The organism is Dyella sp. OK584 (genome assembly GCF_057787755.1).
Genome location: NZ_CM173542.1, coordinates 3877580 through 3903196, shown reverse-complemented (window position 1 = coordinate 3903196; position 25617 = coordinate 3877580). Strand labels below are relative to the sequence as shown.

Here is a 25617-nt window from a genome sequence, read left to right as displayed (position 1 = left end):
TTCAGCCTGCCCTGGTAAAATGGTGTGACTGGTCCTGCAACGGGACCAGTCTGCGGGGACGACTCCGCACGCCTATGTTTTTCGCGGGGACGACCCTGCTCTTCATCCAGAGGAGTCGCGTCATGCCCTGGGTTTATCTGCTGCTGGCCGGCCTGTTCGAAGTGGTCTGGGCTGTGGGCCTCAAATACACCGAAGGTTTCACACGCCCGTGGCCGAGCGTAGTCACGGCGTCGGCGATGGTCGTCAGTATTGTGCTGCTGGCCATGGCAGTGAAGACGTTGCCGATCGGTACTGCCTACGCAATCTGGACTGGCATTGGCGCAGTGGGTGCCGTCATTCTCGGCATGGTGTTGTTTGGCGATTCGGCGTCGCCGTTGCGTTTGGCCTGCGTCGGCCTGGTACTGGTCGGCATCGTGGGGCTGAAGCTCACCGGTGGAGCGCATTGATCCACCGGAGCTTGGCTAGATCGCCAAACGTACAAGCCCTTCTGCCTTCGGGAGCACGCGGGGAGGCGCTATGGATGGCGCCGGCTCTGAGGAGCGAGGAAGGTGCCGGCAGGCGGATGAGAGTTCGTGCGGAGCGCGTGATTGAAGATTGCGCACGCCCCGGACCCTCACCCCAACCCATCTCCTCCGGGGAGAGGGGCTTCTTCGGCATCGGTCGGGCTCAGTCCGGCTTGTTGCCGAGCTTGGTCAATTCCGGGTTGGAGGTGAAGTCGCGTTTGGCGCGTTGCGCCGTGAGCGGCTCGCCGTTGACCTGATACCAGATGCTTTCGGCGATGTTGGTGGCGTGATCGCCGATGCGCTCGATGTTCTTGGCCATGAACAGCAGGTGCGTGCACGGCGTGATGTTGCGCGGGTCTTCCATCATGTACGTGAGCAGCTGGCGGAAGTAGCCGGTATAGGCTTCGTCCAGTTCCGCATCGTTCTTCCACACCTGGTAGGCACGCTCGGCATCGCGGTCGCGATAGGAGATCAGCACGTCACGCACTTCCTGTGCGGCCAGTTCGGCCAGATAGCCCAGGCCGTTGGTGGGAGCGATCGGTGCCACCATCGACAGCGGAATCGAGCGCTTGGCCACGTTGGCGGCGTAGTCGCCGATGCGTTCGATGTCGGCGGCGATACGCAGCGCGGCAAACACATTGCGCAGGTCGCCGGCAATGGGGGCGCGCAGCGCGAGCAGGCGCACCACGTCGTGGCTGATTTCCTGCTCGAGCAGGTCGATGGCGTCGTCGTTGTTGACCACGTGCTGAGCGGCGCGCTCGTCACGGCGGTCGATCACGTCGATGGCCGCTTCCAGCTGGCTCACCGCGAGCTCGCCCATGCGAACGATTTCGCCGGTGAGGCGGGTCAGCTCGTCGTCGTAGCTCTTGATGATGTGTTCTTTGTTGCTGCCGCTCATGTGAGGTCTCTTGTGCGTTCAGTAGGGAAAGGTGAGGCAGCGTGGCCTCTCACCCTAACCCTCTCCCCGCGGGGGAGAGGGGACCTATCGTTTAGCCAAAGCGACCGGTGATGTAATCCTCGGTCTGCTTTTTGCTCGGCTTGGTGAAGATCTGCTCGGTGCGGTCGAACTCGATCAGCTCACCCAGGTACATGAACGCGGTGAGGTCAGAACAACGGGCCGCCTGCTGCATGTTGTGGGTGACGATAACGATGGTGTACTCGCTCTTGAGCTCTTCCACCAGCTGTTCGATGCGGCTGGTGGCGATGGGGTCGAGCGCCGAGGTCGGCTCGTCGAGCAGCAGCACCTCCGGCTTCAGCGCAATGCCGCGCGCGATGCACAGGCGCTGCTGCTGGCCGCCTGAGAGGCTAAGCGCGCTCTGCTTGAGCTTGTCTTTCACTTCATCCCACAGCGCGGCGCTGCGCAGCGCCTGCTCGACGCGAACGTCCATGTCGGCGCGCGACAGCTTCTCGTGGTGACGGATGCCGTAGGCCACGTTCTCGAAGATGGTCATCGGGAACGGCACCGGCTTCTGGAACACCATGCCCACCTTGCTGCGCAGGCGGTTCATCGAGTAGCTGGGGTCGAGGATGTTCTCTTCGTCCAGCACGATCTCGCCCTTGGCTTCCAGCTTCGGGTAGATCGCATAGATGCGATTGAAGATGCGCAGCAGCGTTGACTTGCCGCAGCCGGAGGGGCCGATGATGGCGGTGACCTTCTTCTCCGGAATGTCCATGCTGATGCCTTTCAGCGCATGGAAGCCGTTGTAGTAGAAATGCAGGTCGCGCACCTTGATCTTGGTCGGTGCGATCGGCGCGTGCGCGGCCGCGGACTGCGGGTGGATGCCGGCGGCGGCGGACTCAGTCATGGGACACCTTGTTGCGTGAAAGGACCAGACGGGAAGCAAGGCTCAGCAGCAGCACGAACATGGTCAGCACGAACGCACCAGCCCAGGCAATGGCGTGCAGCCCCTCACCCGGATCGTTGGCGTACTGGTAGATCATCTGCGGCAGGCTGGACATCTTGTCCATCGGGTTGACGGTCATGTAGTTGTTGCCGAATGCCGTGAACAGCAGCGGTGCCGTTTCGCCGCTGATGCGCGCCAGCGCCAGCAGCACGCCCGTGATGATGCCCGAGCGTGCCGCGCGCATCAGGATCTGCGTGGTCAGCTTCCACTGTGGAATGCCCAGCGACAGCGAGGCTTCGCGCAGCGTGGAGGGCACCAGGCGCAGCATTTCGTCAGTGGTGCGCACGATCACCGGCAGCGCAATAAGCGCCAGCGCCACACCGCCAGCCAGGCCGGAGAACGTGGTGTTGCCGCTGGTGAGCGCGGTGGTCGGCAGCACGATGATGGTGTAGACAAACAGGCCCAGCACGATCGACGGCGCCGACAGCAGAATGTCGTTGAGGAAGCGGATCGTCTCGCCCAGCCGGGTGCGATTGGCGTATTCGGCCAGCCACGCGCCGGCGAGCACGCCGACCGGCGTGGCGATGGCGATGCCGATGAAGTTGATGATCAGGCTGCCGACCATGGCGTTGAGCAGGCCGCCTTCCTCGCCATACGCGGTGATCTTGGTGAACAGCTTTAGGTTGAGTGCGCCGATGCCCTGGCGCAGTGTTTCCCACAGGATCCAGGCCAGAAAGATCAGGCCGAGCACCGTCGCCAACATGCTCAGCGTAAGCGCCAGCGCGTTGGTGAAACGACGACGCAGATAGAGATTTGAATGGTTGCTGCTCATCAGCGGCCCTCCTTGTGAGCCAGCTGGCGCAGCATGAAGCGCGCGATCAGCAGCACGATGAAGGTCACCACGAACAACAGGAAGGCCAAGGCCATCAGCGTGGATTTCTGCAGACCCGCGGCTTCGCTGAACTGGTTGGCGATGGTGGAGGCGATCGATGCGCCCGGATCGAGGATGGACGGCGACAACTTCATCGCGTTGCCCAGCACGAAGGTCACCGCCATGGTCTCGCCCAGCGCGCGACCCAGGCCCAGGAAGATGCCGCCGATCACCGCCGAGCGGGTATAGGGCAGCACGATGTCCCAGGACACTTCCCAGGTGCTGGAGCCCAGCGCATAGGCCGATTCCTTCAGGCGCGTGGGCACCGTCTGGAACACTTCGCGCATCACCGAGGAAATGAACGGGATGATCATTACCGCCAGCACCATGCCGGCGGTGAGCACGCTGGCACCGAACGGATAGTCGCTGCCGAACAGGCTGCCGACGAAGGGAACGTGTTGCGCCACCCACGACAGCTTGCCGTCGTCGGGCTTGTTGCCCAGGTAGTTTGTGAGCCAGGGCTTGATGTGGTCGGCAAAGAAGGGCGCGAAGATGAAAAGGCCCCACATGCCGTAGATGATCGAAGGGATGCCAGCCAGCAGTTCGATAGCCGAGGCCACCGGCGTGCGCAGCCACGGCGGCGCCACTTCGGAGAGATAGAGCGCGATGCCGAAGCTCACCGGTACGGCGATCAGCAGGGCAATCAGCGAGGTGGCGATGGTGCCGTAGACGGGAACGAGTGCGCCGTAGGTGTCGCTGCTCGGATCCCATTCGGAACTGATCAGGAAATGCCAGCCGAAGGTGCCGAACGCGTGGCGGCCGCCCCAAAGCGTGGCGCCTGCGGCACCGAGCAAACAGGCCAGCACGAGCAGGGCGCAGCCCTTGAGCAGCCAGCCGAACAGGCGGTCGTGCCGGGCGTCGCGATGCGCGCGCTCCTCTTGGACCATGGTCGACGCTGCGGCGCCTACATTCGCTTGCATGTGATCCCGATCCCGCTGATGACTTTTCAAACCCGGCCGGTGAGGGCCTGGCCGGTCTGTGGACGATGCGCCGGCTTGCGGCGCCTTTCAACAACAGGCCGCCCGAGGTGAGTCGGGCGGCCCATGCCGTGCGATCAAGCGTTCAGGGTAGGCCTCGACGGTTGCCGTAGCGTGACTGTCGAGACGCGAGCCTTAGTGCTTGTATTCGGTGCTCCAGTACGCCTCGATCTTCTTGACCAAGGTGTCCGGCAGCGCGACATAGTCGAGCGAGGCGGCGTCTTTCTGGCCGTTCTCCAGCGCCCACTTGAAGAAGTCGAACGCCACCTTGGTGTGCTCGGCGTTCTTCGCCTTCTTGTACATCACCACCCAGGTGGTGGCCGTGATCGGCCAAGCCTGCGCACCCGGGGCATTGGTCATGATCAGGTTGAAGTCCTTGGCGCTGCTCCAGTCGGCGGTAGCGGCGGCGGCGGCGAAGGCTTCGGCGCTCGGTGCAACGACCTGGCCAGCGGCATTCTTCAGGTTCACCCAGCTGATCTTGTTCTTCACTGCATAGGCGTATTCGACGTAGCCGATCGAACCCTTGATCTGCTTGACGTACTGCGAGACGCCCTCGTTACCCTTGCCACCCACACCGGTCGGCCAATCAACGGCGGTGCCGAACTTCACCTTGCTCGCCCACTCCGGATTCACCTTGGACAGGTAGTTGGTGAAGTTGAACGAGGTGCCCGAACCATCCGAACGATGCACAACGGTGATCTTGCCGGCCGGCAGGTTCACGCCGGCATTCATCGCGGCGATCTTCGGGTCGTTCCAGTTGGTGATCTTGCCGAGGAAGATGTCGGCGAGCGTGGCGCCGTCCAGCTTGATCTGGCCGGCTTCGATGCCGTTGATGTTGACTACCGGCACGATGCCACCCACCACGACCGGGAACTGGCCCAGGCCGAACTGTGCGAGGTCTTCGGCCTTCACCGGGGCGTCAGTGGCGCCAAAATCGATGGTGCCTTCCTTGATCTGCGCCACGCCGGCGCCCGAGCCGACGGATTGGTAGTTGAGCTTGTTGCCGGTTTTCTCGGCGTAGCCCGCGGACCATTTCGAGAGCACCGGATAGACGAAGCTCGAACCGGCGCCGGTGATGTCGGTGGCATGCACAGACATGCCAAACAGCGAAGCCGCAGCGAACACAGCGGTCGTGCCGATGCGAGACATGGATTTGGTTGAGGTCAACACGGTTGCTCCTTAGCGATAAGGGTCTCGGGGGATTCCCGCCCGCCGTTATTTCATGCGCGCCGTGTTGCAATGAAATGAGTTAAATGTTTCAGCTATATGACAATTTACTGTCGACTGTCATATGGCGCTGATAAAAAAGGAATTAAGGGGTGCCGGCGAAACCGGCGATGAGCCCCGTTTCCTCTTTACATCGACTCAACACCGATCTGTTCGCGCTCGAACACCTCGAGGCGACGCCAACGATTGACGATGGTGCAGAACAATTCCGCGGTGCGTTCGGCGTCGTAGATAGCCGAGTGCGCCTCGCGCGTATCGAAAGGAATGCCGGCCGCCTGCACGGCCTTGCTCAGCACCGTCTGGCCAAAGGCCAGGCCACTCAGCGTGGCGGTATCGAAGCAGCTGAAAGGGTGGAATGGATTGCGCTTGTGACTGACGCGCCGTACGGCGGCGTTGACGAATCCCAGGTCGAATGCCGCGTTGTGGCCCACCAGGATCGCGCGCTGGCAATCCATGTCGCGCATGGCATCGCGGATCGGCTTGAACACGTGATCGAGCGCCAGCCGTTCGTCCAGCGCGCCGCGCAGCGGATTGTCCGGATCGATGCCGGTGATCTCCAGTGCGCGCGGATCGATATTGGCGCCGGGAAACGGATGCACATGGGCAGCGACGGCGGGCATCGGTTGCACATAGCCCTCGGGGGTCATGTGCAATATGACAGCGGCGATTTCCAGCAGTGCGTCGCGCTCAGAGTCGAAGCCGCCGGTTTCCACGTCCACGATCACCGGCAGGAATCCGCGGAATCGCTCGGCCATGCGGCCGGCCATGCTGTTGCTGAGATTTTCCATCGCCAAAGCATACCAGCCAGTGCGTCAGGGCCGGGCAGGGCGAGTGTTGCGTGTCCGTTAGGAACGTTCGCGGGCGAATGTCTTTGTTATGTCACATAACGTGCATGTAACGGTAAAGACGCAGCCGCATCCTGCGCTTCGATCGTGCTTGGACAGCCGGAGATCGAAAGGGGGCGGTCCAGGTGATTCTTACCTACATGCGGAGAATATCCATGCGTTCCAAGTTGCTCGCGGTAGCCGTTGCTGCCGGTTTGGGCGTTACCAGCTTCCACGTCATGGCCGACCCGGCCGCGGCAAAGTCGACCTCGAAGACCAGCACGTCACAGTCTACCCAGAGCGCCGAGATCGAAGCGCTGAAGGCCCAGCTGCAGGCACTGCAGGCCAAGGTCGTCGAGCTGGAACAGCGCACCGATGCCCAGTCTGACATCAACGTTTCCACCGGCCAGGCCGTGGAGCAGGTGCAGAAGCAGGTCGCCACGACCGACGCAACGGTCAAGAAGTCGGCCGACAAGATCGCCTACAAGGGCGTGAACATCACGCTGGGCGGCTTCCTTGCTGCTGAGTCGATCTACCGTTCGGCCCAGGAAGGCGCGGACATCGCTTCGAACTACAGCGCGATTCCGTACAAGAACGTGCAGACGGCCCACATGGCCGAGTTCCGTCTGAGCGCTCGCCAGAGCCGCCTGTCGGCCCTCGCGCAGGGTGACGTGAATCCGACCACCCACCTGGCCGGCTACATCGAGATGGACTTCCTGGGCGGCGCCCAGACGGCGAACTCGAACGAGAGCAACTCGTTCAACCCGCGTATGCGCAACGTGTACCTGACCTCCGATTGGGATACCTCGGGCCTGCACCTGCTGGCCGGCCAGAACTGGTCGCTGCTCACGCTCAACAGCAAGGGCATCATGCCGCGCACCGAGCAGATGCCGCCGCAGATCGACGCGCAGTACATCCCGGGCTTCACCTGGGCCCGTCAGGCTCAGATCCGCCTGGTCAAGGATTGGGACAAGAAGTACTGGCTGGGTATCTCGCTCGAGAACCCGCAGACCACGTTCTACAACAGCCCGAACCAGGCCAAGGCGCCGGTGCAGCAGACGGCTTACAACATTACCGCGGGCTCTGGCTTCGACTCTGCCAACACGCTTTCGCTCAACCACATCCCTGATGTGATCGTGAAGTTCGCCGCCGATCCGGGCTACGGCCATTATGAAGTGTTCGGCCTCGGCCGTTCCTTCTACAACCGCTACGCCGTTAACGGCCACTATCAGAACAACGATTCGTGGGGCGGCGGCTGGGGTCTGGGCGCGATCCTGCCGCTCATCGACAAGACCCTCGACTGGCAGATCTCCGGCATGTCGGGCAAGGGCATCGGCCGCTACGGCAGCGCCCAGCTGTCTGACGTGACCTTCAGCCCGAACGGCAACCTCGCTCCGATCAAGGAAAACATGATCCTGACCGGCCTGACCTGGCACGCCAACTCCGACGTGGACGTCTATCTGTTCGGCGGTCGCGAATCGGCCAGCAAGAAGGACTTCACCGCTTACAACGCTGGCTTGGTGCAGCTCGGCTACGGCAACCCGGCCTACAACAACAGTGGTTGCGACACGGCGGGTGCCGCTGCGGCTACCTGCGTGGGCAACGCCAAGGACATCTGGCAGGGCACCGCTGGCTTCTGGTGGAAGTTCTACCAGGGCAAGTTCGGCAAGATGCAGTTTGGTGCGCAGTACTCGCACACCGAGAAGGAAGCATTTGCTGGCCAGGGCTTCGTCAATGGCGTGCTGACCAATGGCGCGGCTTCGCCGAAGGCCAAGGAAGACATGTTCTTCACCAGCTTCCGTTACTACCCGTTCTAAGCAACTGCACGATTATAGGAAAGGAGTTCGACCCAAGGATGGAGAAACGGCGGGCTTTGCCCGCCGTTTCTGTTTTTGTTTTTCGTGAGCAACGCGATGGAAGGCTAAACGTTGCCTGACCTCGTGCGGTTGAATTGAACTGGCATCATCGCAAACACTTGCGATTCATGGCCGTTTTCCGCTAGTTTTCTCGCATGACCTCGCGTCGCTCCCACTCCCCCTTCGCCGCTTTTCTGTCGTGTCTGTTCGGCCTGTTGCTGCTGATCGGCGCGCCCGTGCGGCCGATACAGGCGTCTTCTGCGCCGATGGGTGATGAGGTCACGACGATCTCGGCCATGGCCGACGATTTTCAGAGCGATGCCGATGCCGACTATTCCGGCCAATGCACGTTCGACGACAACAGCGGCGGCATGGACGACATCCTCCATCCGTTCAATACGCCCCGCCTGTGGGCTTCGCTGCCCTCTCAGCCTCCCGCTACTGGCCCCTACGACGTAGGCCAGTACGCTTCCGCCCGGCTGCTGCGTCCTCCCGAAGCCGCCTGATCGCAGACGCCTATTTGGTCTGTGCGTGCACGCGCCAATAGCGTGCCTGCCGTACCAGCGTGCCTGCTCGTGAGCCTCTGACCGCTACGAACGCCTTGCGTGTTCGCGTCCCGTCGCGGCCATTCACCCACTTTTTGTCCGATGCCTCTCATGGCGCGTCACGCGCCACCGGCGTCGCACCCGAATTTTGTCTGGAGTATTCGCATGAAGCGTTTGATCGAAGGTTTCGAACAATTCCGCAAAGAAGTTTTTCCCGCACAGCGCGAGGTGTTCCGCAAGCTGGCCGATGGCCAGAGTCCCGGCACCATGTTCATCACGTGCGCCGACTCCCGCGTGATGCCAGAGATGATATTTTCGTCGCAGCCTGGCGAGCTGTTTGTCTATCGCAACATCGGCAACATCGTGCCGCCCTATGCCCAGCACGTGAGCGGTGTGGTCGCTGCAATCGAGTACGCGGTGAAAGTGCTCAAGGTCAGGCACATTGTCATTTGCGGGCACTCCGACTGCGGTGCGATGAAGGCGCTGCAACACCCTGAGTTGGTGCAGGACATGCCTTCGGTAGCTGCCTGGATGAAGCATGCCGATGTGGCGCGCTACGTGGTGGAACAGAACGGCCCGGGCCTGCATGGCGCTGGTGGTTTGGCGCGGCTCACGGAAGAGAACGTGGTGGGGCAACTGGAGCACCTGCGAACGTTGCCAACCGTGGCTGCGGCGCTGGCGAGTGGTCAGCTCAGCATCCACGGCTGGGTCTACGACATCGCGCACGCGGAGCTGAAGGCGTTCGATGCACAGCGTGGCCGCTTCGTATTGCTTGAGCCGGGCAAGGGCAAGATGCCTGAAGCCACCCCGCATGCGCGTTTCTCGTTGCCTGCGTCGTCGGCTGCGTGAGGAATACGATCGTGATACGCAGTTATTTTTTGCAGGGATGGTTCGGCCGAGACCTGCTCGGTTCCATCGTGGTGTTTCTGGTGGCGCTGCCCTTGTGCATGGGCATCGCCATCGCCTCGGGCATGCCGCCGGCTGCTGGCCTGATCACTGGCATTATCGGTGGCGTGGTGGTCGGTGCCATCGCGGGTTCGCCTTTGCAGGTGAGCGGTCCTGCTGCGGGCCTCGCGGTGTTGGTGTTCGAGCTTGTTCGCGAGCACGGCGTCATGGCGTTGGGTCCGGTAGTTCTGTTGGCCGGACTGATCCAGATCGCCGCCGGTTTGTGCCGGGTGGGTGTGTGGTTTCGCATGTGTTCGCCGGCGGTCGTGGCCGGCATGCTGTCCGGTATCGGTGTGCTGATCGTGGCCTCACAGCTGCATGTGCTGATCGATGCCGTGCCCAAAGCACGCGGTTTGGAGAATTTCGCAGCGCTGCCAGGCGCAGTGATCGATGCAGTGCAAGGCGAGGGCGGCAGCCTGACGGCCATGGCCGTGGGCGTCGTCACCATCGCGATCATGTTGGGTTGGGAGAAGTTGCGTCCGGCCAAGTTGCGTTTCGTGCCCGGTGCTTTGCTTGCCGTGGTCGCTTTGACGGCTGCGGTGCAGGTGATGGACCTGTCGGTGAAGAAGGTAGATGTGCCATCCAACCTGATGGCCGCGGTGTCGATGCCGGGCTGGAGTGGCTTGGCGGGTTTGCTCGAACCGTCAATGCTGATCGCGGCGTTGACGTTCGCCTTCATCGCCAGCGCTGAGACGCTGCTCTCGGCGGCGGCGGTCGATCGCATGCACGATGGTGCGCGCACACGGTACGACCGCGAGCTCACTGCGCAGGGTATAGGTAACATGCTGTGCGGTTTGCTCGGCGCGCTGCCGATGACCGGCGTGATCGTGCGCAGCGCTGCGAATGTGCAGGCGGGTTCGGCCACGCGCATGGCGACCATTCTGCATGGTGCATGGATCCTGGTGTTCGCGTTGCTGCTGCCCTGGCTGATGCGCATGACGCCGGTGGCGTGTCTTGCGGGCATCCTCGTCTACACGGGCATCAAGATGGTGAATTTCCAGCAGGTGAAAGCGCTGGCGGTGTATGGCAAGGGCACGGCATGGATCTATGTGGGCACCACGGTAGCGATTGTCGCGACGGATCTGCTCGCTGGTGTGCTGGTTGGATTTGCGCTGTCGCTGTTCCGTCTCGCGCTGCATTCGTCCCGGCTCAAGGTGGGGCTGGATCACCATAACGAAACGGGTACGGCATCACTGCGCCTGGAAGGTTCGGCCACGTTCCTGCGTGTGCCGTCGGTGGCGCGCACGCTTGAGCGTGTTCCACCGAACACGCGTGTGCAGTTGGTGGTGGATCGTCTTCACCACGTCGATCAGGCCTGTCTGGAATTGCTGCGTGAGTGGGGCCGCAATGCCTCTGCGCGCGGTTGCGAGCTGGTGGTGGACTGGCAGCAGCTCAACCAGCGGGTCGAGGGCACGCGACGGGCCGCGTAGGAGCCCGGCTCGTGCAATGAACCTGTTCACGGCCTCCCCCTCTCTCCGCATGTGAACAGGTTCGATGGCCCCGGGCGGGCACGACGGTGGTAGGTCCGTCGCGTTAGCGGGCCCGGGTTGTGCGGTTGGTCATGGCGGTATCGCCGTCGGGCATTTGAGCACTGTCCCAACCACCGCCAAGCGCACGGATCAGATCCACGCTGGCTTGCAGTCGACGTGTGCGTACCTCCTCGGCGCTGCGCTCGGCCTGCAGGGTGGCCGTTTGCGCGCTGACCACATCGAGATAGTTGACCGCGCCTTCGCGATAGCGGTTGGTGGCGATGGTCTGCGAATCGTGCGCGGAGCTGGCGGCATCGTCCTGCTCGTGCGCTTCCTTGCCGAGTTGCTGCAGCAGGGTGAGGTTGTCCTCCACCTGCTGGAATGCGGCGAGCACGATTTGACGATACTGGCCCGCCGCCGCATCGAGATTGGCTTGTGCCGCCTGCACGCGTGAGCGACGCAAACCGCCGTCGAACAAACTCATGGCAAGCTCGGGCCCCAGAGCCCAGTAGCGATTGCCCGCCGTGAGCAAAGCGCCCATGCCCGTATCCTGCCAGCCATAAGCGGCGGCAAGGCTCAGGCGCGGAAAGAACGCCGCACGAGCCACGCCGATCTGCGCATTGGCCGCATACACGCGTCGCTCGGCGGAGGCGATGTCTGGACGCCGTTGCAGCAGGGTCGAAGGCACGCCCAGCGGAATGGCGGGCACCGGCATCGCGGCATCGGTCGTGACGAGCTCGAAGCTTGAAGCCGGCTCACCCACGAGACTGGCGATGGCGTGCTCGGTAAGTGCGCGTTGCGCTTCCACCTCGGAAACCTGCGCCATCGCATCAGAAAGCTGTGTCTTTGCACGGCTGACGTCCAGGCCAGAGGCGACACCACCCTGGAAGCGCCGCTGCGTCAGGTCGAGGCCCTGTTGGTACGCGTCGAGTGTGTCCTTGAGGATGCGGTCCTGCACGTCGTAACCGCGCAGGCGAATGAAGAGGTCAGCCAGCTGTGCTTCGAGGCTCAGCTTCACGGACGCCAGATCGGCGGCGGCAGCGGCCTCATCCGCCTTGCCGGCGGCAACCTCGTTGCGCACGCGGCCCCACAAATCCAGTTCGTACGCTGCGCCGAAGCCAATCGTATCGGCACTGTATTCGTTGGGCTGGTCGCTGCCGCGCAGCGGGCGATTGTTGGACTGGCGATTGCGCAGGTCGCTGGCGCCAACGCCCAGGTGCGGATAGAGATCCGAGCGCACTTCACCGACCAGGGCGCGCGCGGCGTCATAGCGAGCCAGCGCTACCGAGAGGCTTGGGTTGGCGCTGTCGAGCTGTTTTTCCAATCGGTCCAGTTCCGCGTTGCCATACACCGACCACCAGGGACCGCGCGATGCAGTGTCTGCCGGGTGCGCCGGGGACCAGAGTCCATCCTGCGTCTGTCCAGCGAACGATGCAGGCACCGGGCCGACGTCTGGCTTCTGGTAGGTGGGTGCCAGCGAGCACGCCGGCAACACCGCCACCAGTGCGAGCGACAACACATGCCGCATCGAACGATGCAAAGAGGAAAGGGCCATCGTCACTACTCCCGCTTCGCCTGCGCGGCAGAGGTGCTGGCTGTTTCGACCACTTGCACACGGTCGCCTTGCATCAGCGAATCGGATGGGTGATCGACGATGCGGTCGTTCGGCTGCAGGCCTTGGTCGATTTGCAGGTGGTCACCCAGATCCAGCGCGATATGCACGTTGCGTAGCTGCACCTTGCCGTCGGCGCCGAGCACCGCCACCTGTGGACCCTGCGCGCGAAAGATCAGCACGGTCGCAGGCACGGTGACAATGCGGCGGGTGTTGTCCATGGGTAGATGCACTTCTGCATAAGCGCCGGGCATAAGCGCGTTCCTGGTGTTGTCGACTTCGAACTGGGCGAGCAAGGTGCCGGATGTCCGGTTGACCGCACCGGAGTTGCCGATCAGATGGCCGCTGAAGTGCTCGCCCGGATGATCGGGCACGTCCAGGTGCACGCTCATGCCCGGCTTGATCGCATCGGCATAACTCTGCGGCACTTCCACATACAGGCGCATGCGACTGGTGTCCGACACGGTGAACAGGGCCTGGCTGTTGTCGTTGTTGGCGCTGATCAGATCGCCAATATCGGTGTGGCGGGCAGTGACTGTGCCGGCGAAAGGTGCAGTGATGTGCTTGAACGCTTCCAGTGCCGCGATGCGATCCACATCGGCCTGCGCAGCCAGCACATTGGCCTGCGCCGCTTCGGCTTCACCGGCCTTTTCGTCGGCCTCCTGCTTGGACACCGAATTGGATGCGAGCAGGTTTTTCCAGCGCTTGTCGGTCAACGCGGCCAGGCGTGCGTTGGCCTTGGCGCGCGCCAGCCCAGCCTTCGCCTGTTCGAACTGCTGGTCCAGCTCCGGCGTGTCGATCACCGCCAGTGTTTCGTTGGCGGCCACTTCGCTGCCGATGTCGTGATTCCAGCTCTTGAGGTAACCACCCACACGGGCGTGGATCGGCGCACTGATCCAGGCGTCCAGATGGCCAGGCAGGGTCATGCTTTCAGTACCCGCACCGGTTTCAGGGGTGATCAGCTGCACGCTGGGTACGACCTGGGCGTCGGTCCACTTGACCACGCGGTGGTAGTCGTAAGCGCGTACTGAAATTCCCGCGATGGTGGCGAGCACGGTCAGGACCAGGCCTACGCGCAGAGCCTTGCCCGCCTTGGGCAAGCGCTGCGGCGTGGCGGCGGCATGGACATCATGCGACATGGACGGTATCTCCAAGCAAAGAATCGGGAGCCGCCTGCGCCTGCTCACGGCCGTGCACGATGCTGAAGATCACCGGCACGAACAGCAGGGTGGCGAAAGTGGCGAACAGCAGGCCGCCGATTACGGCGCGGCCGAGCGGTGAGTTCTGTTCCTGGCTGAGCGCCATGGGCAACATGCCGATGATCATCGCCAGCGCGGTCATGCAGACCGGACGGAAACGCGTGAAGCCCGCTTCCAGCGCTGCCTTCATCGCGTCGCCATGCTCGGCCAGGCGTTCGCGGCAGAAACTCACGACAAGAATCGAGTTGGCCGTGGCCACGCCCATGCACATGATGGCGCCGGTAAGCGCGGGTACCGACAGCGTGGTGTGCGTGAGGAACAGCATCCACACGATGCCGGCAAGTGCCGCGGGCAGGGCGGTGATGATCACGAACGGGTCAAGCCACGACTGGAAGTTCACCACGATCAGCAGATAGATCATCACGATGGCGCCGACCAGACCAAATATCAGGCCGCCAAAGGCTTCGTTCATCGTGCCGACCTGGCCGTGCAGACTCACCACGGTGCCCTTGGGGCGTGTTGCGGCGAAGTGGTCGAGCACCTTTTGCACATCGCCGGAAACGGCGCCAAGGTCGCGATCCTGCACCGTGGCGTAGATGTCATAGGCCGGCATGATGTTGTAGTGCGACACCACTGCTGCGCTGGGTACGCGCGTGAACGTGGCGAGCCCTCCGAGAATCTGGCTGGCACCCTTGCCGGTGGGCGTCACCGGCATGCTGGCGAGATCGGCCATGCTATTCATGCGGTATTGCGGCGTGGCGGCCACGATGGCGTAGGACACGCCGCTCTTGGGATTGAGCCAGAACGCCGGTGCCACCTGCGAACTGCCGGCGAGTGACGCGACCATGCTGTTGGTGACGTCGCGCTCGGTGACGCCCAGCTGGTCGGCGCGCGTGCGGTTCACTTTGACGTTGAGCTGCGGATAACTCGAACTTTGCTGCAGGCGAACGTCAGCGATACCCGGCACCTTCCGCAGCTCCTTCATGATCTGCATGGCATAACTCTCGTTGGCCTCGCGATCGCGCCCGGCGATGGAGATGTCCAGCGGGGCAGGTGCGCCGAAGTTGAGAATCTGGCTGCTCATGTCAGCTGGCAGGAAAGCGAACTGGCTGCCCGGGAATTCGCGCGGCAGCCGCTCGCGCAGCTTGCGCACGAAATCAGCGGTGGGACCGTGGCCTTCCTTCAACACGATCTGGATGTCACCGTCCTGCGGGCCGATGGTGCCACTGCTGTTGTAGACCAGATTCACGCCGCTGAGCGGCAAGCCGATGTTGTCGATCACCGATTCCAGCTGCTCAGGTGGGATCACCTGCCGGATGGCCGCCTCGATATGATCGAACTCCGCCGCGGTTTCCTCCACGCGCGTTCCCATCGGTGCGCGCACATGCATGGCGATGGCGCCGGCGTCAACGTCGGGGAAGAAGTCGCGCCCAAGCATTGGCACGAGTGCGAAGGAAACCAGTACGAAGCCGAGAAAGCCAAACACGAATTTCCGCCGGTTGGCTAGGGCTACGCTCAGCGTGGCGTAGTAGAGATCGCGGACGTGGGTGAAGCGAAGTTCGAAGCGCTGCTGTAGCGAGATCAGCCACGCCAGCACCGTCGGTCGGCGATGCGGCACCGGCTGGTCGCCTTCGTGATGATTGATATAGGTGTCTTCCGGATGGTCGCCCTTGCCGTTTTGCGTGTGGTGCGGCTTGAGCAGGTACATCGCCAGCGTTGGCACCAGCGTGCGCGACAGCAGGAACGACGAGGCCATGGCAAAGATCACCGCCAGCGCCATCGGGCGGAACAGGAAGCCGGCAATGCCGTTGAGCATGAACATCGGCACGAACACGATGCAGATGCACAGCAGTGAAACGAAAGCAGGCGTCACGATCTGCTTCGCACCGTCCATGATCGCCGTCTGGACGTCCTTGCCTTGCTCGAGGTGCCAGTTGATGTTTTCGATGGTCACCGTGGCGTCGTCCACCAAGATGCCTACGGCCAGCGCCAGGCCACCGAGCGTCATCACATTCATCGTTTGGCCGAACGCGGCCAACAGCGTGATGGCCGAAAGGATCGACAGCGGGATGGACACGGCGATGATCACCGTGGAACGCCAGCTACCCAGGAACACCAGGATCATCACCGAGGTGAGCAGTGCAGCGATGATGCCTTCGCGCGCCACGGACGAGATGGCCGACTTCACGAAGATGGACTGATCGCTGAGCAGCGAAATCTTCAGCGATGAGGGTTGGGTTTCCTTGATCAGCGGCAACAGCTGCTTGATACCTGCCACCACAGACAGCGTCGACGCATTGCCGTTCTTGAGCGCCGGCATCAACACCGCGCGTTTGCCATCCACGCGCACCACGTTGTTCTGCGGCGGCGCGCCGTCGCGTACATGTGCCACATCGCCAATGGTGATGGTGGCACCATTGACTGTCTTCACCGGCAGGTCGTTGAGCTCATCGATTGCCGTGGGACTGTTGTTGAGCTGCACATGGTATTCGTATGTGCCGATCTTGGCGGTGCCCACCGGGATGATCTGGTTCTGCGCGGACAGCGCATTACCCACGTCCTGCGCCGACAGCCCCTTGGCGGCGAGCGCCTGCGGATCGAGGTCCAGCGTGATCTGGCGTTGCTTGCCGCCGTACGGCGTGGGAATAGCCACGCCCGGCACGGAGATCAGCGTCGGACGCATGAAGTTCTGCGCAATGTCGCGGATCTTCGCTTCCGTCAGCTCATTGCTCGACAACGCCATCTGCAGCACCGGCACGGTGGATGCGTTGTAGTTGAGAATCAGCGGCGGCGTGATGCCGGGTGGCATCTGCTTCACCACGGTTTGCGAAATCGAGGTGACCTGCGCAGTGGCAGTGCGTATGTCCACGCCCGGCTGAAAAAAGATCTTTACGATGCCCACGCCCGGCAGCGATTGCGACTCCATGTGCTCGATGTCGTTGACCGATGTGGTGAGCTGACGCTCGTAGTAATAGATCACACGACCTGACATCTGATCGGGCGGCAGGCCGTTGTAGGTCCACACAACGCTGATGACCGGAATGCCGATGTTGGGAAAGATATCCGTCGGCGTGCGCACGGCGGCCAGCGGACCGGCAATGAGGATGACGATCGCCAGCACGATGAACGTGAGCGGACGTGAAAGGGCAATGCGGACAAGGCCAAGCATGGAATGTTCCGGCGGTGCGTCGGCGCACATGGCGCCACGGCGTGACGGCGGAGCTGTCACATCGGTGAAATGTGGTGGAGCGTCGAGAGCTAGCGGGGCGGTCCAGAGTCTTGCGGAATGCAGCGGCAGATCGTCATGTCGTGGCTCGATGCAGGGCGTGAGCCCGATGCGAGCATGGTCGCAAGGTAATCTTGTGGGAACCTTTTGGATGGCTGAAGGGAGCTTGACCCAGGGGCAGGGCTTTAGCTCCTTCTCCCCTTTGGGGAGAAGGTTGGGATGAGGGGCGGGTGCTCGCGATAGCGTGGCTATGAGCCTTATCGCCAGCTTGCCGCCTAAGACCTGAGGAAGTCCCCGTGGAACACAGCGGGTGTTTCGACATCCTGACGGCTGCTGCTCCTTCTCCCCTTCGGGGAGAAGGTTGGGATGAGGGGTCAATCTTGCGATTGTCTATGGGGGTTCTTGCCAGCTTGCCGCTTACGCAGCGGGCGTTTCGACTGCCTGCCGGCAGCCGAGTCACTTTTCTTTGCTGGCCCAAAGAAAAGTAACCCAAAGAAATGGCCTTGAAGGCTCATAGCGATGGGCGAGATACGAGCCTGAAGGACGCCGCCAGTTAAATGGGTTGCGGCCCATGGTCATGCACAGTTGCTACACCGCAACGCGCCCAGGCGCAGAGGGCTTAACGCGTCGGTTTTGTTGCACTCTCGGCTACAGCAAACGTCGCGACCTTCGGTCGCCCCGCGTTTTAAGTCCTCACCGCTTCGACGCGTTGCGGCGTAGCGGCTGCGTATAGTTAGGGCAACCAACTTTCAGATCACAGAGACCTTCCGGCGCTTCTATCCCACGGCGCGCTGCCAGCTCCAGAGGCTCTTTCTTTGGGTTACTTTTCTTTGAGCCAGCAAAGAAAAGTGACTCGGACCGCGGCAGCGGTTCGAAACGCCCGCTGCGTAGGCGGCAAGCTGGCGACATCGCTCGGCTTACGCGTAATCGCGAGCACCCGCCCCTCATCCCAACCTTCTCCCCAGAGGGGAGAAGGAGCAGTGCTCGCTCGCTGCCTCAACTGCGACGTCCTTCGGCGGCAAGCGGCAAGCGGCCCCAACAAGCCGGTCCTGGTCGATCGCCAGCGGTAGCCAAAAGCAGAAGAGACCAGTCTCAGCCCCGCTCAACCGCCATGCGAATGCGCACCAGCAAACCCCGCCCCAACGGCGAATCCAACAGCTCAATGGATGCACCGTGCAGTTCGATCGCGCGCTGCACGATGCTCAGGCCCAAACCGTAACCCCGGGTCGCGCTCTCCACTTCGCGGTGAAAACGCTGGAAGACTGCGTGCCGCCGATCCTCGGAAATACCCGGACCGTTGTCGCAGATATCAATGACTGCCTGCGTCCCTTCCTGACGGATCGCCACCTCGACCTGGCCGGCGGCCTCGGTATAGCGCAGGGCATTCTCAACCAGGTTGCGGAACATCGCGGTGAGTGCCACCTCGTGCCCCCTCACCACTAGCGCCGTATCGTCGTGATTGAGGCTGACGGCAATGTCTTTCTCGGCGATCAATGGAGCCAGTTCCTCGATCACTTCGGTGGCGATCCGCGCGAGATCGAGACGAACGCGTTGCTGCGAAGCGGCGCCAGCCTCAAGCCGGGCCATCGCCAGGATCTGCTCGATGCGCCGCCCCAGCCGCGCCATGCTCTGTTGAGCGTGACGCACAGTGAACTCCACCTCGGTCGGATCGTCCGAGATCATGGCGCTTTCCAGATGGATCATGGTCGCGGCAAGCGGGGTGCGCAGTTCGTGGGCGACGTCGGTGGCGAAACGGTGCTCGCGTTCCAGCGCATCTTCCAGTCGCTCCAGCTGTTGATTCAGTGCCGCGATCAACGGCTTGATCTCCTGTGGCGCATAGTTCAACGGCATCGGCTTGCGGCTGCCTGGCGTGCGGCGGTCGAGCAGCTCAGTGAGCAGTGCGACGGGCCGCAGTCCGCGTTTCACCGCGAGGCTGACCAGTAGGGCCAGCAGCGGCAGGCCGATCAACAGGGGCAAGGTATGTTCGATGACCAGGCCGCGAGCAATGTCGAATCGGTTGTCGGAGCGCTCGCCGATGCGGATCACCAGGTTGGCGCGGTTCTGCAGGGTGAAGGTGCGCCACAGGCGGCCTTCGCGCTGAATGTCTCGGAACCCGCGTTCGTCGGCGGTCGGTGGCGGCAAATCGGCGAGATTGGACGTCGCGGCGATCAGCTCACCTTGCGTGTCATACGCCTGGAAACCCACTTCTGGCTCATAGTTGTGCGGGTGCACCGATACCACCACGCCATGGCGGTGCGCGTCGGTGCTTTGTGGAATGCCTGGAAGGTCCGCATCGCGCAGCGGCAGCTGGCCGTGGGCGATCAGGGTGCCCAGCGTGCGGCCGGCCTGCGCGAGGCGGCCGTCGAGCAGCTCGTTCATCTCGCGAAGTTCGCGGCGATAGCTGATCCAGCCGAGCGGAATGAGCACGGCCACCATCACGGCGATGATCAGCCAGGTCAGGCGCGTGCGAAGGCTGGCGGGGTGCGCGCTCATTGCGGTTCGCGCGGAATCATGTAGCCAATGCCGCGCACGGTGTGGATCACCTCGGCGCTCAGTTTGCGCCGCAGCCAGTGCACCTGCACTTCGATGGCGTTGCGTTCAACCACGGTGTCCAGGCCGTACACCGAATTCTCCAGCGCCTCCCGACGCACGATACGTCCCGCACGCTCCATCAGCACGCGCAGCAGCGCGAACTCCCGGCGCGTCAGGCTGACGCGTTCGCCGCGAAACTCCACCTCGGCAGTCGCCAGGTTCAGGCGCAGGCCGCCTACTTCGACCAGGTTGTCAGCGAGCCCTTGCGTGCGGCGGGTGAGCGAGCGGATACGCGCGGCCAATTCGCCGAGGTGGAAGGGTTTCACCAGATAATCGTCGGCACCCAGATCCAGGCCACGAATGCGCATCTCCAGCGCGTCGCGCGCGGTCATCACCAGCACGGGCGTCTTGACGCCGGCGCGCCGTGCTTCGGCGAGTACTTCCAGACCGTCCTTGCCGGGCAGGCCAAGGTCCAGCAGCACGAGATCGACAGGATCGCCCCGCAATGCCTCGGTCGCCTCTCGGCCATCGCGCAGCCAAGTGACGGCATAGGACTGGTGCTCCAGTGCGTGCTTGATGGCCGCGCCGAGCTCGGCATCGTCCTCGACCAGCAGAATATGCATGCCATACCACCCGTGTCGGCCCAGGGATCGCGTGGCGATGAGAAAGCCAACGCCCGCGCCATGATCCCCAATCATCCTTTTGTGGAACTTTTGCCGGCAGAGCGGACCCCGGCCCCGTCACGTTGGCGCGTGAGACGGGGCGCGTCAATCGGAGCGTCCGTGGGTGTGGGCAGAAACTGCATAAAGGCAGACGGCGAGCTGCTGCCCGCCGTCTGACTCCCTGCGAATGCGCCAACAAGCGCTGGCGCGGTGAAATCGATGTGAGGTTCGCGGTTGCTTATGGGCCCTTTGCCAGCGCGGCCGCGAGAATTGCGTTTCTCAGGTCGGCCTGAGTCATGGCGGCGCCTTCCGATTGGTCAATCGCCACTGCCTTGATCGACTGCGGTTTGAGCATGAGATGACGTTGCACCTCCCAGCTATTGGCCTGTTGCTGGGCGCGTGCGAAGTCCGCAGGAGTGTTACCGACGAAACCAATCACGGCGTAGCCGGCGAGGTCGACGGTGTAGGTTTCAACAGCGGCGCTTGCCTGGCCAACGAAGGCAAGGCCAAGCGCAATGACAGCAGGGATGATCAGGCGCTTCATGATGTTGCCTCCTAACGGGGATGCATTGTCCGGGGGAGGCTTTACCTTAGGTCTTCGCCGTGCACCAAGCTTGAGGGAGTTGCACGAAACGCTGAGGAAAGCATGAGGTTTTGTCATGCGTTGCGTGCGCACCCTGCCATTCGTCATGCTTTTCAACTCGCGATGGTCTTTTCCTTGTAACGGCACAGATCGCGGATGACGCATTGAGGACAATCGGGCTTGCGCGCCTTGCACACGTAACGGCCGTGCAAGATGAGCCAATGATGCGCGTCCTGCTTGAACTCGGCAGGCACGACCTTCTCCAATCTGTCTTCTACCTTGCGCACGTCTTTCCCGGGAGCGAGGCCCGTGCGGTTGGAGACGCGAAAGATGTGAGTGTCTACCGCAATGGTCGGATGGCCAAACGCCGTGTTGAGTACCACGTTCGCGGTCTTGCGTCCCACGCCCGGCAGTGCCTCGAGCGCTTCGCGCGTGCGCGGCACGTCGCTGTGGTACTGCTCGACCAAAATCCGACACAGGGCGATAACATTCTTGGCCTTGCTGTTGAACAGGCCGATGCTGCTGATGAACGCCTTGAGCTTCTCTTCGCCAAGATCGAGGATGGCCTGCGGCGTATTAGCAACGGGATAAAGTTTTTTTGTCGCCTTGTTCACGCCAACGTCGGTGGCTTGTGCAGAAAGCACCACGGCAACCAGCAGCTCGAACGGCGTGGTGTAGTTGAGCTCGGTGGTGGGATGAGGATCGAGTTCGCGCAGGCGGGTGAACAGCTCGACGACGTCGGCCTTCTTCACTTGGACGGTCCTTGTTGCTTGGCGCGTGCGCGGGCCAATGCCGCAAGCACGGGGTTGTTCTGGGCGGAAGCGTCGACCAGGGCCTTGCGTGCCGCCAACTCGGCATCGCGCTGCACTTGCTCGCGCGCCAACCGCGCTTCACGTCGCTGGAAGTGCGTACGGGCGGCGTCCGTATGTGCTGGATCGTCCACCCATGAGAGCGGCATCGGCTCGAGCACGATGCAATCCACCGGACAAGCTGGCACGCATAGCTCGCAGCCGGTGCAGTCATCGGCGACCACGGTATGCATCAATTTGGCCGCGCCCACGATGGCGTCCACCGGGCAGGCCTGTATGCATTTGGTGCAACCGATGCAGTCCGCCTCCACGATGCGCGCCAGCATGCGCGGTTTCTCCACGCCATGCGTCGGGTCGAGTGGCAGCTCGGGTATGTCCAGCAGTTCGGCGAGACGGGCGATGCCGGCGGCACCGCCTGGTGGGCACTGGTTGATCTTCGCTTCGCCACGCGCGATCGCCTCCGCATAGGGGCGACAGCCGTGAAATCCGCACTGCTCGCATTGCGTTTGCGGGAGCAGGGCGTCGATGCGGTCAGCGAGCGAGGTCATGATGGGAATCTTCACTCGGGGCTCTATTCCAGCGCTTGCCGCAATGATCGCATTGGACCCTGCGTTGCCAGCGCCATGGCATGGGCAGGCAAAGCATGACAAAGAGTACGAATGTCCACCCGCGCCGGCGCTGGTCGGGATGGATCCCGGAGCCTCCACAACGGGGGCAGGTCGGGGCGTCATCCATCGCATCGGGCAAGGCGTATTCGCCTTGCCACCATGCGGCCAGCACCTGCCGGCCCTGTGCGAGGTGATTCTGCGCAACCATGACGCGATAACCGCCATAGGCCAGCGCCATGTTCCAGTTGGCGCGAACGATCCCCGCGTCGAAGACAAACGCCTCAACGCCTTCGGCGCGCAATAACCCAGCGACGATCTCGGCTTCCTGTAGATCCAAGGTCCAATGAATCCGTCGCATAGGTCTCCACGTATTTAGCGAACGGTCGCGCCCGGCTTCGCGCCCTGGTCGGCGTCAAGCAGGAACAGGTCGCCGCCGCCATCTCCCGCGGAAAGGATCATGCCCTCGGAGAGGCCAAAGCGCATCTTGCGCGGCGCGAGATTGGCGATGAACACCACGTTGCGGCCCACCAGCTTCTCCGGCTCGCCGTAAGCGGCGCGGATGCCCGAGAAGATCTGGCGCGTGCCCAGCGGGCCGGCATCGAGTTCGAAGCGCAGCAGCTTGTCCGAGCCATCGACGAACTCGCATGCGGCGACCTTGCCGATGCGCAGGTCGAGCTTGGCGAAATCGTCGATGCCGATGATGGCAGCGCCGTCGATGGCGGGCGGCGTGTGCGTGGTGCTGGCTTCGCTCATGGTCTTGCTGGATTCCTTGAATTTCTTGGCGGGGGCAGGTTTGGTGTCGGTGGGTGCGAGGGAATCTTTCGACGCTTCCACCATCGCTTCGACATGCTTGGGATCGATGCGACCGAGCAGCGGCTCGAACACGTTGACAGTGTGGTTGTGCAGCTCGGCGCGGGCATCGTCGAAACCGGTGATCGGCGCAGCGAGGAAACGCTCGGCCGCTTCCACGGTGGCGGGCAGCACCGGCTTGAGCAGGCTGGCCAGCAGGCGGAACGCGGCCAGCGCGAACGAGCACACCTGGTGCAATTCGTCGCGAAGCGTGTCGTCCTTGGCCATCGTCCAGGGCGCCTTGGCCGCGATGTATCCGTTGACCATGTCGGCCATGGTCACGAAGCGGCGAGCCACTTCGGCAAATTCGCCGCTGTTGTAGAGCGCTGGCACGTCGCCATACAGCGACAGCAGCTCGCGCCACAATTCCTGTTCTTCATGGCTGAAGGCAGGCGCGAGGCGGCCGTCGAAATACTTGTGCACGAAACCGGCCGTGCGGCTGGCGATGTTCACCCACTTGCCGACCAGGTGCGAGTTGACGCGTTCTTCAAACGCTTTGAGGTCCAGGTCCACGTCCACTGGCGTGTCGCTCAGCATGCTGGCGAAGTAATAACGCAGGAACTCCGGGTGCAGGCCGGCATCGAGATAGGTGCGCGCCTTGATGAAGGTGCCGCGCGACTTGGACATCTTCGCGCCGTTGACGGTGAGATAGCCGTTGACGTGCAGCGCCGTTGGCGTACGGAAGTTCGCGCCGTGCAGCATCGCCGGCCAGAACAGGCCGTGGAAATTGATGATGTCCTTGCCGATGAAGTGGTGCATCTCGGCGTGGCTGTCGCCTGCGAGGAAATCCTCGAACTTCAGGTCGGTGCGATCGCACAGCGCCTTGAAGCTGGCGAGATAGCCTACCGGCGCATCCAGCCACACGTAGAAGTACTTGCCCGGCGCATCGGGAATGGGAAATCCGAAGTAAGGCGCATCGCGCGAGATGTCCCAATCCTTCAGGCCGCCATCCAGCCACTCGCGCAGCTTCGCCACCACGCCACTGTTGGCCACCGGCTGGCCATCGGTGAGCTTGCCGGCAAACCAGTCGCGCAGCAGTGGCTCGAACTTGCCCAGCTCGAAGAAGTAATGCTCCGAACCGCGCAGCACCGGCGTGGCACCCGACATCACCGAATACGGGTTGACCAGGTCGGTGGGCGCGTAAGTGGCGCCACAGTTCTCGCAATTGTCGCCGTACTGGTCGGCCGCACCGCAGTTGGGGCAGGTGCCCTTGATGTAGCGGTCCGGCAGGAACATTTCCTTTTCGGGGTCGAACAGCTGCTGGATATCGCGGCGCGCGATGAAACCGCCATCGCGCAGGCGCGTGTAGATCAGCGAGGCGAGCGCGCGGTTTTCTTCCGAATGGGTCGAGTGATAGTGATCAAACGCCACCCCGAACGCGGCAAAGTCCGCCTCGTGGCCGATACGAACGCCTTCGATATAGGTTTCCGGAGACAGCCCGGCCTTTTCGGCGGCCAGCATGATCGGCGTGCCGTGTGCGTCGTCCGCGCAGACATAGATGGCCTCGTTGCCCTGCATCCGCTGCGCGCGCACCCAGATATCGGCCTGGATGTAGCCCAGCAGGTGGCCCAGGTGCAGCGGACCATTGGCATAGGGCAGGGCGTTGGTAACGAGTAGGCGACGGCTCATGGACGGAGGCGATTGCGAGGGGTTTTCCATTATGACATGCGTGCCCACGGAAACCCCGACACCCCGCCATCCGAGTCGTTACGTCCGTATAGACGTCCGCCGCCACGCCATGATGCATGCCGCGACGATCGCCGTGGGAAGCCAGACCCAGCATAGTTCCGATACCAGCACGTGCGCTCCGCGTTCGCTGAAGAAGCGCGCGCCGATCGGGGATACCGCGATGGGGTGGAACGGTGCGAACCAGCGAACGTGACTGAAGGGCCACCATAGCGCGACCCCAAGGCCGCCATCGGTGCATGCATCGAGCAAGGGGTGAGACAGCGCGGAAAGTCCGACGAAAACGGCGCACCGCCCCGGTGAGCTGTTCAGTTGCCGGTGCCAGCACGCCGCCATTGCGGCGAGCACCAGCGCAAACACGATCGAGTGCGTGGCGCCGCGGTGGCCGAAATCCGCGGCATAAGGAATGTGCAATGCGAACGCCAGTACGTCGGCGTCGGGAAGCATGGCAGCGACAGCACCGGCGGCCATCAGGCGACTGCTGACCTGGGATCGTCCGGCAGCGGCGCCAAGCATCAGTGGCACGACGGCATGAGTGAGTATGGTGGGCATCGTCCTTGACTCCTCGTTGGCACCGATGAAGTTCTCACAGGATCCGGGCCAAAGCATGGCCGAGGCGGGGCGGGTGGCGAACATCCCTGTGACGGTGTTGCACGTTTATGCACGTTTTAATACATTTGTGCTTACTACTTCCAGGCATGTAGGCACGTGAAAGCCATTCCTGAAACGA

Annotated in this window: 22 protein-coding genes; 5 read left to right on the top strand and 17 right to left on the bottom strand. The window is 62.7% G+C overall.

What is annotated here, in order from left to right; translation table 11 throughout:
- Positions 1-122: 122 nt before the first annotated feature.
- On the top strand, positions 123-446 hold the full coding sequence (sugE, locus tag AC3CBN_RS17605; RefSeq protein ID WP_488634285.1) for a quaternary ammonium compound efflux SMR transporter SugE: 324 nt from the start codon (positions 123-125) through the stop codon (positions 444-446).
- 220 nt (positions 447-666) lie between these two features.
- Here sugE and phoU read toward each other — a convergent pair whose 3' ends face one another.
- From phoU to rnt, 6 genes are all read right to left on the bottom strand, one after another.
- Positions 667-1401, bottom strand: coding sequence for a phosphate signaling complex protein PhoU (gene phoU / locus AC3CBN_RS17600; protein WP_488634284.1), 735 nt, complete (start codon positions 1399-1401; stop codon positions 667-669).
- A gap of 91 nt (positions 1402-1492) precedes the next feature.
- Positions 1493-2308, bottom strand: coding sequence for a phosphate ABC transporter ATP-binding protein PstB (gene pstB / locus AC3CBN_RS17595; RefSeq protein WP_488634283.1), 816 nt, complete (start codon positions 2306-2308; stop codon positions 1493-1495).
- The gene (gene pstA / locus AC3CBN_RS17590) at positions 2301-3179 is read right to left on the bottom strand and encodes a phosphate ABC transporter permease PstA (RefSeq protein ID WP_488634282.1); all 879 of its coding nucleotides are present in this window, start codon (positions 3177-3179) and stop codon (positions 2301-2303) included. Before pstA ends, pstB begins: the two co-directional genes overlap by 8 nt.
- Positions 3179-4198, bottom strand: a complete 1020-nt coding sequence (gene pstC, locus AC3CBN_RS17585; protein ID WP_488634281.1) for a phosphate ABC transporter permease subunit PstC — start codon at positions 4196-4198, stop codon at positions 3179-3181. Before pstC ends, pstA begins: the two co-directional genes overlap by 1 nt.
- A 192-nt stretch (positions 4199-4390) precedes the next feature.
- Positions 4391-5404 (bottom strand): phosphate ABC transporter substrate-binding protein PstS, encoded by a 1014-nt coding sequence (gene pstS / locus AC3CBN_RS17580; RefSeq protein ID WP_488636762.1) that lies wholly within the window; start codon positions 5402-5404, stop codon positions 4391-4393.
- A gap of 206 nt (positions 5405-5610) precedes the next feature.
- Complete coding sequence (rnt, locus tag AC3CBN_RS17575) at positions 5611-6270, bottom strand: ribonuclease T (RefSeq protein ID WP_488634280.1); 660 nt, start codon at positions 6268-6270, stop codon at positions 5611-5613.
- 212 nt (positions 6271-6482) lie between these two features.
- On the opposite strand from rnt, the gene AC3CBN_RS17570 reads away from it, so the two are divergent.
- The 4 genes from AC3CBN_RS17570 (at position 6483) to AC3CBN_RS17555 (ending at position 11082) form a co-directional block, all read left to right on the top strand.
- Positions 6483-8123: a prefoldin domain-containing protein gene (locus tag AC3CBN_RS17570; protein WP_488634279.1), complete on the top strand. Its 1641-nt coding sequence runs from the start codon at positions 6483-6485 to the stop codon at positions 8121-8123.
- 194 nt (positions 8124-8317) lie between these two features.
- Positions 8318-8668 (top strand): hypothetical protein, encoded by a 351-nt coding sequence (locus AC3CBN_RS17565; RefSeq protein WP_488634278.1) that lies wholly within the window; start codon positions 8318-8320, stop codon positions 8666-8668.
- Between the two features lie 204 nt (positions 8669-8872).
- The gene (locus tag AC3CBN_RS17560; protein ID WP_488634277.1) at positions 8873-9556 is read left to right on the top strand and encodes a carbonic anhydrase; all 684 of its coding nucleotides are present in this window, start codon (positions 8873-8875) and stop codon (positions 9554-9556) included.
- Positions 9553-11082, top strand: a complete 1530-nt coding sequence (locus AC3CBN_RS17555; RefSeq protein WP_488634276.1) for a SulP family inorganic anion transporter — start codon at positions 9553-9555, stop codon at positions 11080-11082. Before AC3CBN_RS17560 ends, AC3CBN_RS17555 begins: the two co-directional genes overlap by 4 nt.
- A gap of 103 nt (positions 11083-11185) precedes the next feature.
- Here AC3CBN_RS17555 and AC3CBN_RS17550 read toward each other — a convergent pair whose 3' ends face one another.
- The 11 genes from AC3CBN_RS17550 to AC3CBN_RS17500 form a co-directional block, all read right to left on the bottom strand.
- Positions 11186-12676 (bottom strand): efflux transporter outer membrane subunit, encoded by a 1491-nt coding sequence (locus AC3CBN_RS17550; RefSeq protein WP_488634275.1) that lies wholly within the window; start codon positions 12674-12676, stop codon positions 11186-11188.
- A gap of 5 nt (positions 12677-12681) precedes the next feature.
- Positions 12682-13872 carry an efflux RND transporter periplasmic adaptor subunit gene (locus AC3CBN_RS17545; protein ID WP_488634274.1) on the bottom strand — a complete coding sequence of 397 codons (1191 nt, stop codon included), beginning with the start codon at positions 13870-13872 and terminating at the stop codon, positions 12682-12684.
- Positions 13862-17101 (bottom strand): efflux RND transporter permease subunit, encoded by a 3240-nt coding sequence (locus tag AC3CBN_RS17540; RefSeq protein WP_488634273.1) that lies wholly within the window; start codon positions 17099-17101, stop codon positions 13862-13864. Before AC3CBN_RS17540 ends, AC3CBN_RS17545 begins: the two co-directional genes overlap by 11 nt.
- 1149 nt (positions 17102-18250) lie before the next feature.
- Positions 18251-19651: a sensor histidine kinase gene (locus AC3CBN_RS17535; RefSeq protein ID WP_488634272.1), complete on the bottom strand. Its 1401-nt coding sequence runs from the start codon at positions 19649-19651 to the stop codon at positions 18251-18253.
- The gene (locus AC3CBN_RS17530) at positions 19648-20313 is read right to left on the bottom strand and encodes a response regulator (protein WP_488634271.1); all 666 of its coding nucleotides are present in this window, start codon (positions 20311-20313) and stop codon (positions 19648-19650) included. Before AC3CBN_RS17530 ends, AC3CBN_RS17535 begins: the two co-directional genes overlap by 4 nt.
- Positions 20314-20590: 277 nt before the next feature.
- Positions 20591-20896 (bottom strand): hypothetical protein, encoded by a 306-nt coding sequence (locus AC3CBN_RS17525; protein WP_488634270.1) that lies wholly within the window; start codon positions 20894-20896, stop codon positions 20591-20593.
- Positions 20897-21048: 152 nt separating this feature from the next.
- Positions 21049-21687 carry an endonuclease III gene (nth, locus tag AC3CBN_RS17520; RefSeq protein ID WP_488634269.1) on the bottom strand — a complete coding sequence of 213 codons (639 nt, stop codon included), beginning with the start codon at positions 21685-21687 and terminating at the stop codon, positions 21049-21051.
- The gene (locus AC3CBN_RS17515; RefSeq protein WP_488634268.1) at positions 21684-22292 is read right to left on the bottom strand and encodes an RnfABCDGE type electron transport complex subunit B; all 609 of its coding nucleotides are present in this window, start codon (positions 22290-22292) and stop codon (positions 21684-21686) included. Before AC3CBN_RS17515 ends, nth begins: the two co-directional genes overlap by 4 nt.
- A complete protein-coding gene (locus tag AC3CBN_RS17510) occupies positions 22276-22689 on the bottom strand; it encodes a putative signal transducing protein (protein ID WP_488634267.1) in 414 nt (137 codons plus the stop codon). The genes AC3CBN_RS17515 and AC3CBN_RS17510 overlap by 17 nt, the downstream gene beginning before the upstream one ends.
- A 35-nt stretch (positions 22690-22724) precedes the next feature.
- Positions 22725-24830, bottom strand: a complete 2106-nt coding sequence (gene metG, locus AC3CBN_RS17505) for a methionine--tRNA ligase (protein ID WP_488634266.1) — start codon at positions 24828-24830, stop codon at positions 22725-22727.
- Positions 24831-24908: 78 nt separating this feature from the next.
- Entirely contained in the window at positions 24909-25439 is a 531-nt protein-coding gene (locus AC3CBN_RS17500; RefSeq protein WP_488634265.1) for a metal-dependent hydrolase, read from the bottom strand.
- Between the last annotated feature and the right edge of the window lie 178 nt (positions 25440-25617).

Excerpts from the sequence above, each read along its gene's own strand:
- sugE (WP_488634285.1), top strand. The coding sequence starts at position 123 with ATGCCCTGGGTTTATCTGCTGCTGGCCGGCCTGTTCGAAGTGGTCTGG.
- AC3CBN_RS17550 (WP_488634275.1), bottom strand. The coding sequence starts at position 12,676 with ATGGCCCTTTCCTCTTTGCATCGTTCGATGCGGCATGTGTTGTCGCTC.
- metG (WP_488634266.1), bottom strand. The coding sequence starts at position 24,830 with ATGAGCCGTCGCCTACTCGTTACCAACGCCCTGCCCTATGCCAATGGT.
- AC3CBN_RS17530 (WP_488634271.1), bottom strand. The coding sequence starts at position 20,313 with ATGCATATTCTGCTGGTCGAGGACGATGCCGAGCTCGGCGCGGCCATC.
- pstS (WP_488636762.1), bottom strand. The coding sequence starts at position 5,404 with ATGTCTCGCATCGGCACGACCGCTGTGTTCGCTGCGGCTTCGCTGTTT.
- AC3CBN_RS17540 (WP_488634273.1), bottom strand. The coding sequence starts at position 17,101 with ATGCTTGGCCTTGTCCGCATTGCCCTTTCACGTCCGCTCACGTTCATC.
- AC3CBN_RS17545 (WP_488634274.1), bottom strand. The coding sequence starts at position 13,872 with ATGTCGCATGATGTCCATGCCGCCGCCACGCCGCAGCGCTTGCCCAAG.
- pstB (WP_488634283.1), bottom strand. The coding sequence starts at position 2,308 with ATGACTGAGTCCGCCGCCGCCGGCATCCACCCGCAGTCCGCGGCCGCG.
- AC3CBN_RS17525 (WP_488634270.1), bottom strand. The coding sequence starts at position 20,896 with ATGAAGCGCCTGATCATCCCTGCTGTCATTGCGCTTGGCCTTGCCTTC.
- phoU (WP_488634284.1), bottom strand. The coding sequence starts at position 1,401 with ATGAGCGGCAGCAACAAAGAACACATCATCAAGAGCTACGACGACGAG.
- rnt (WP_488634280.1), bottom strand. The coding sequence starts at position 6,270 with ATGGAAAATCTCAGCAACAGCATGGCCGGCCGCATGGCCGAGCGATTC.
- AC3CBN_RS17500 (WP_488634265.1), bottom strand. The coding sequence starts at position 25,439 with ATGCCCACCATACTCACTCATGCCGTCGTGCCACTGATGCTTGGCGCC.
- AC3CBN_RS17570 (WP_488634279.1), top strand. The coding sequence starts at position 6,483 with ATGCGTTCCAAGTTGCTCGCGGTAGCCGTTGCTGCCGGTTTGGGCGTT.
- pstA (WP_488634282.1), bottom strand. The coding sequence starts at position 3,179 with ATGAGCAGCAACCATTCAAATCTCTATCTGCGTCGTCGTTTCACCAAC.
- AC3CBN_RS17535 (WP_488634272.1), bottom strand. The coding sequence starts at position 19,651 with ATGAGCGCGCACCCCGCCAGCCTTCGCACGCGCCTGACCTGGCTGATC.
- AC3CBN_RS17565 (WP_488634278.1), top strand. The coding sequence starts at position 8,318 with ATGACCTCGCGTCGCTCCCACTCCCCCTTCGCCGCTTTTCTGTCGTGT.
- AC3CBN_RS17515 (WP_488634268.1), bottom strand. The coding sequence starts at position 22,292 with ATGACCTCGCTCGCTGACCGCATCGACGCCCTGCTCCCGCAAACGCAA.
- AC3CBN_RS17560 (WP_488634277.1), top strand. The coding sequence starts at position 8,873 with ATGAAGCGTTTGATCGAAGGTTTCGAACAATTCCGCAAAGAAGTTTTT.
- pstC (WP_488634281.1), bottom strand. The coding sequence starts at position 4,198 with ATGCAAGCGAATGTAGGCGCCGCAGCGTCGACCATGGTCCAAGAGGAG.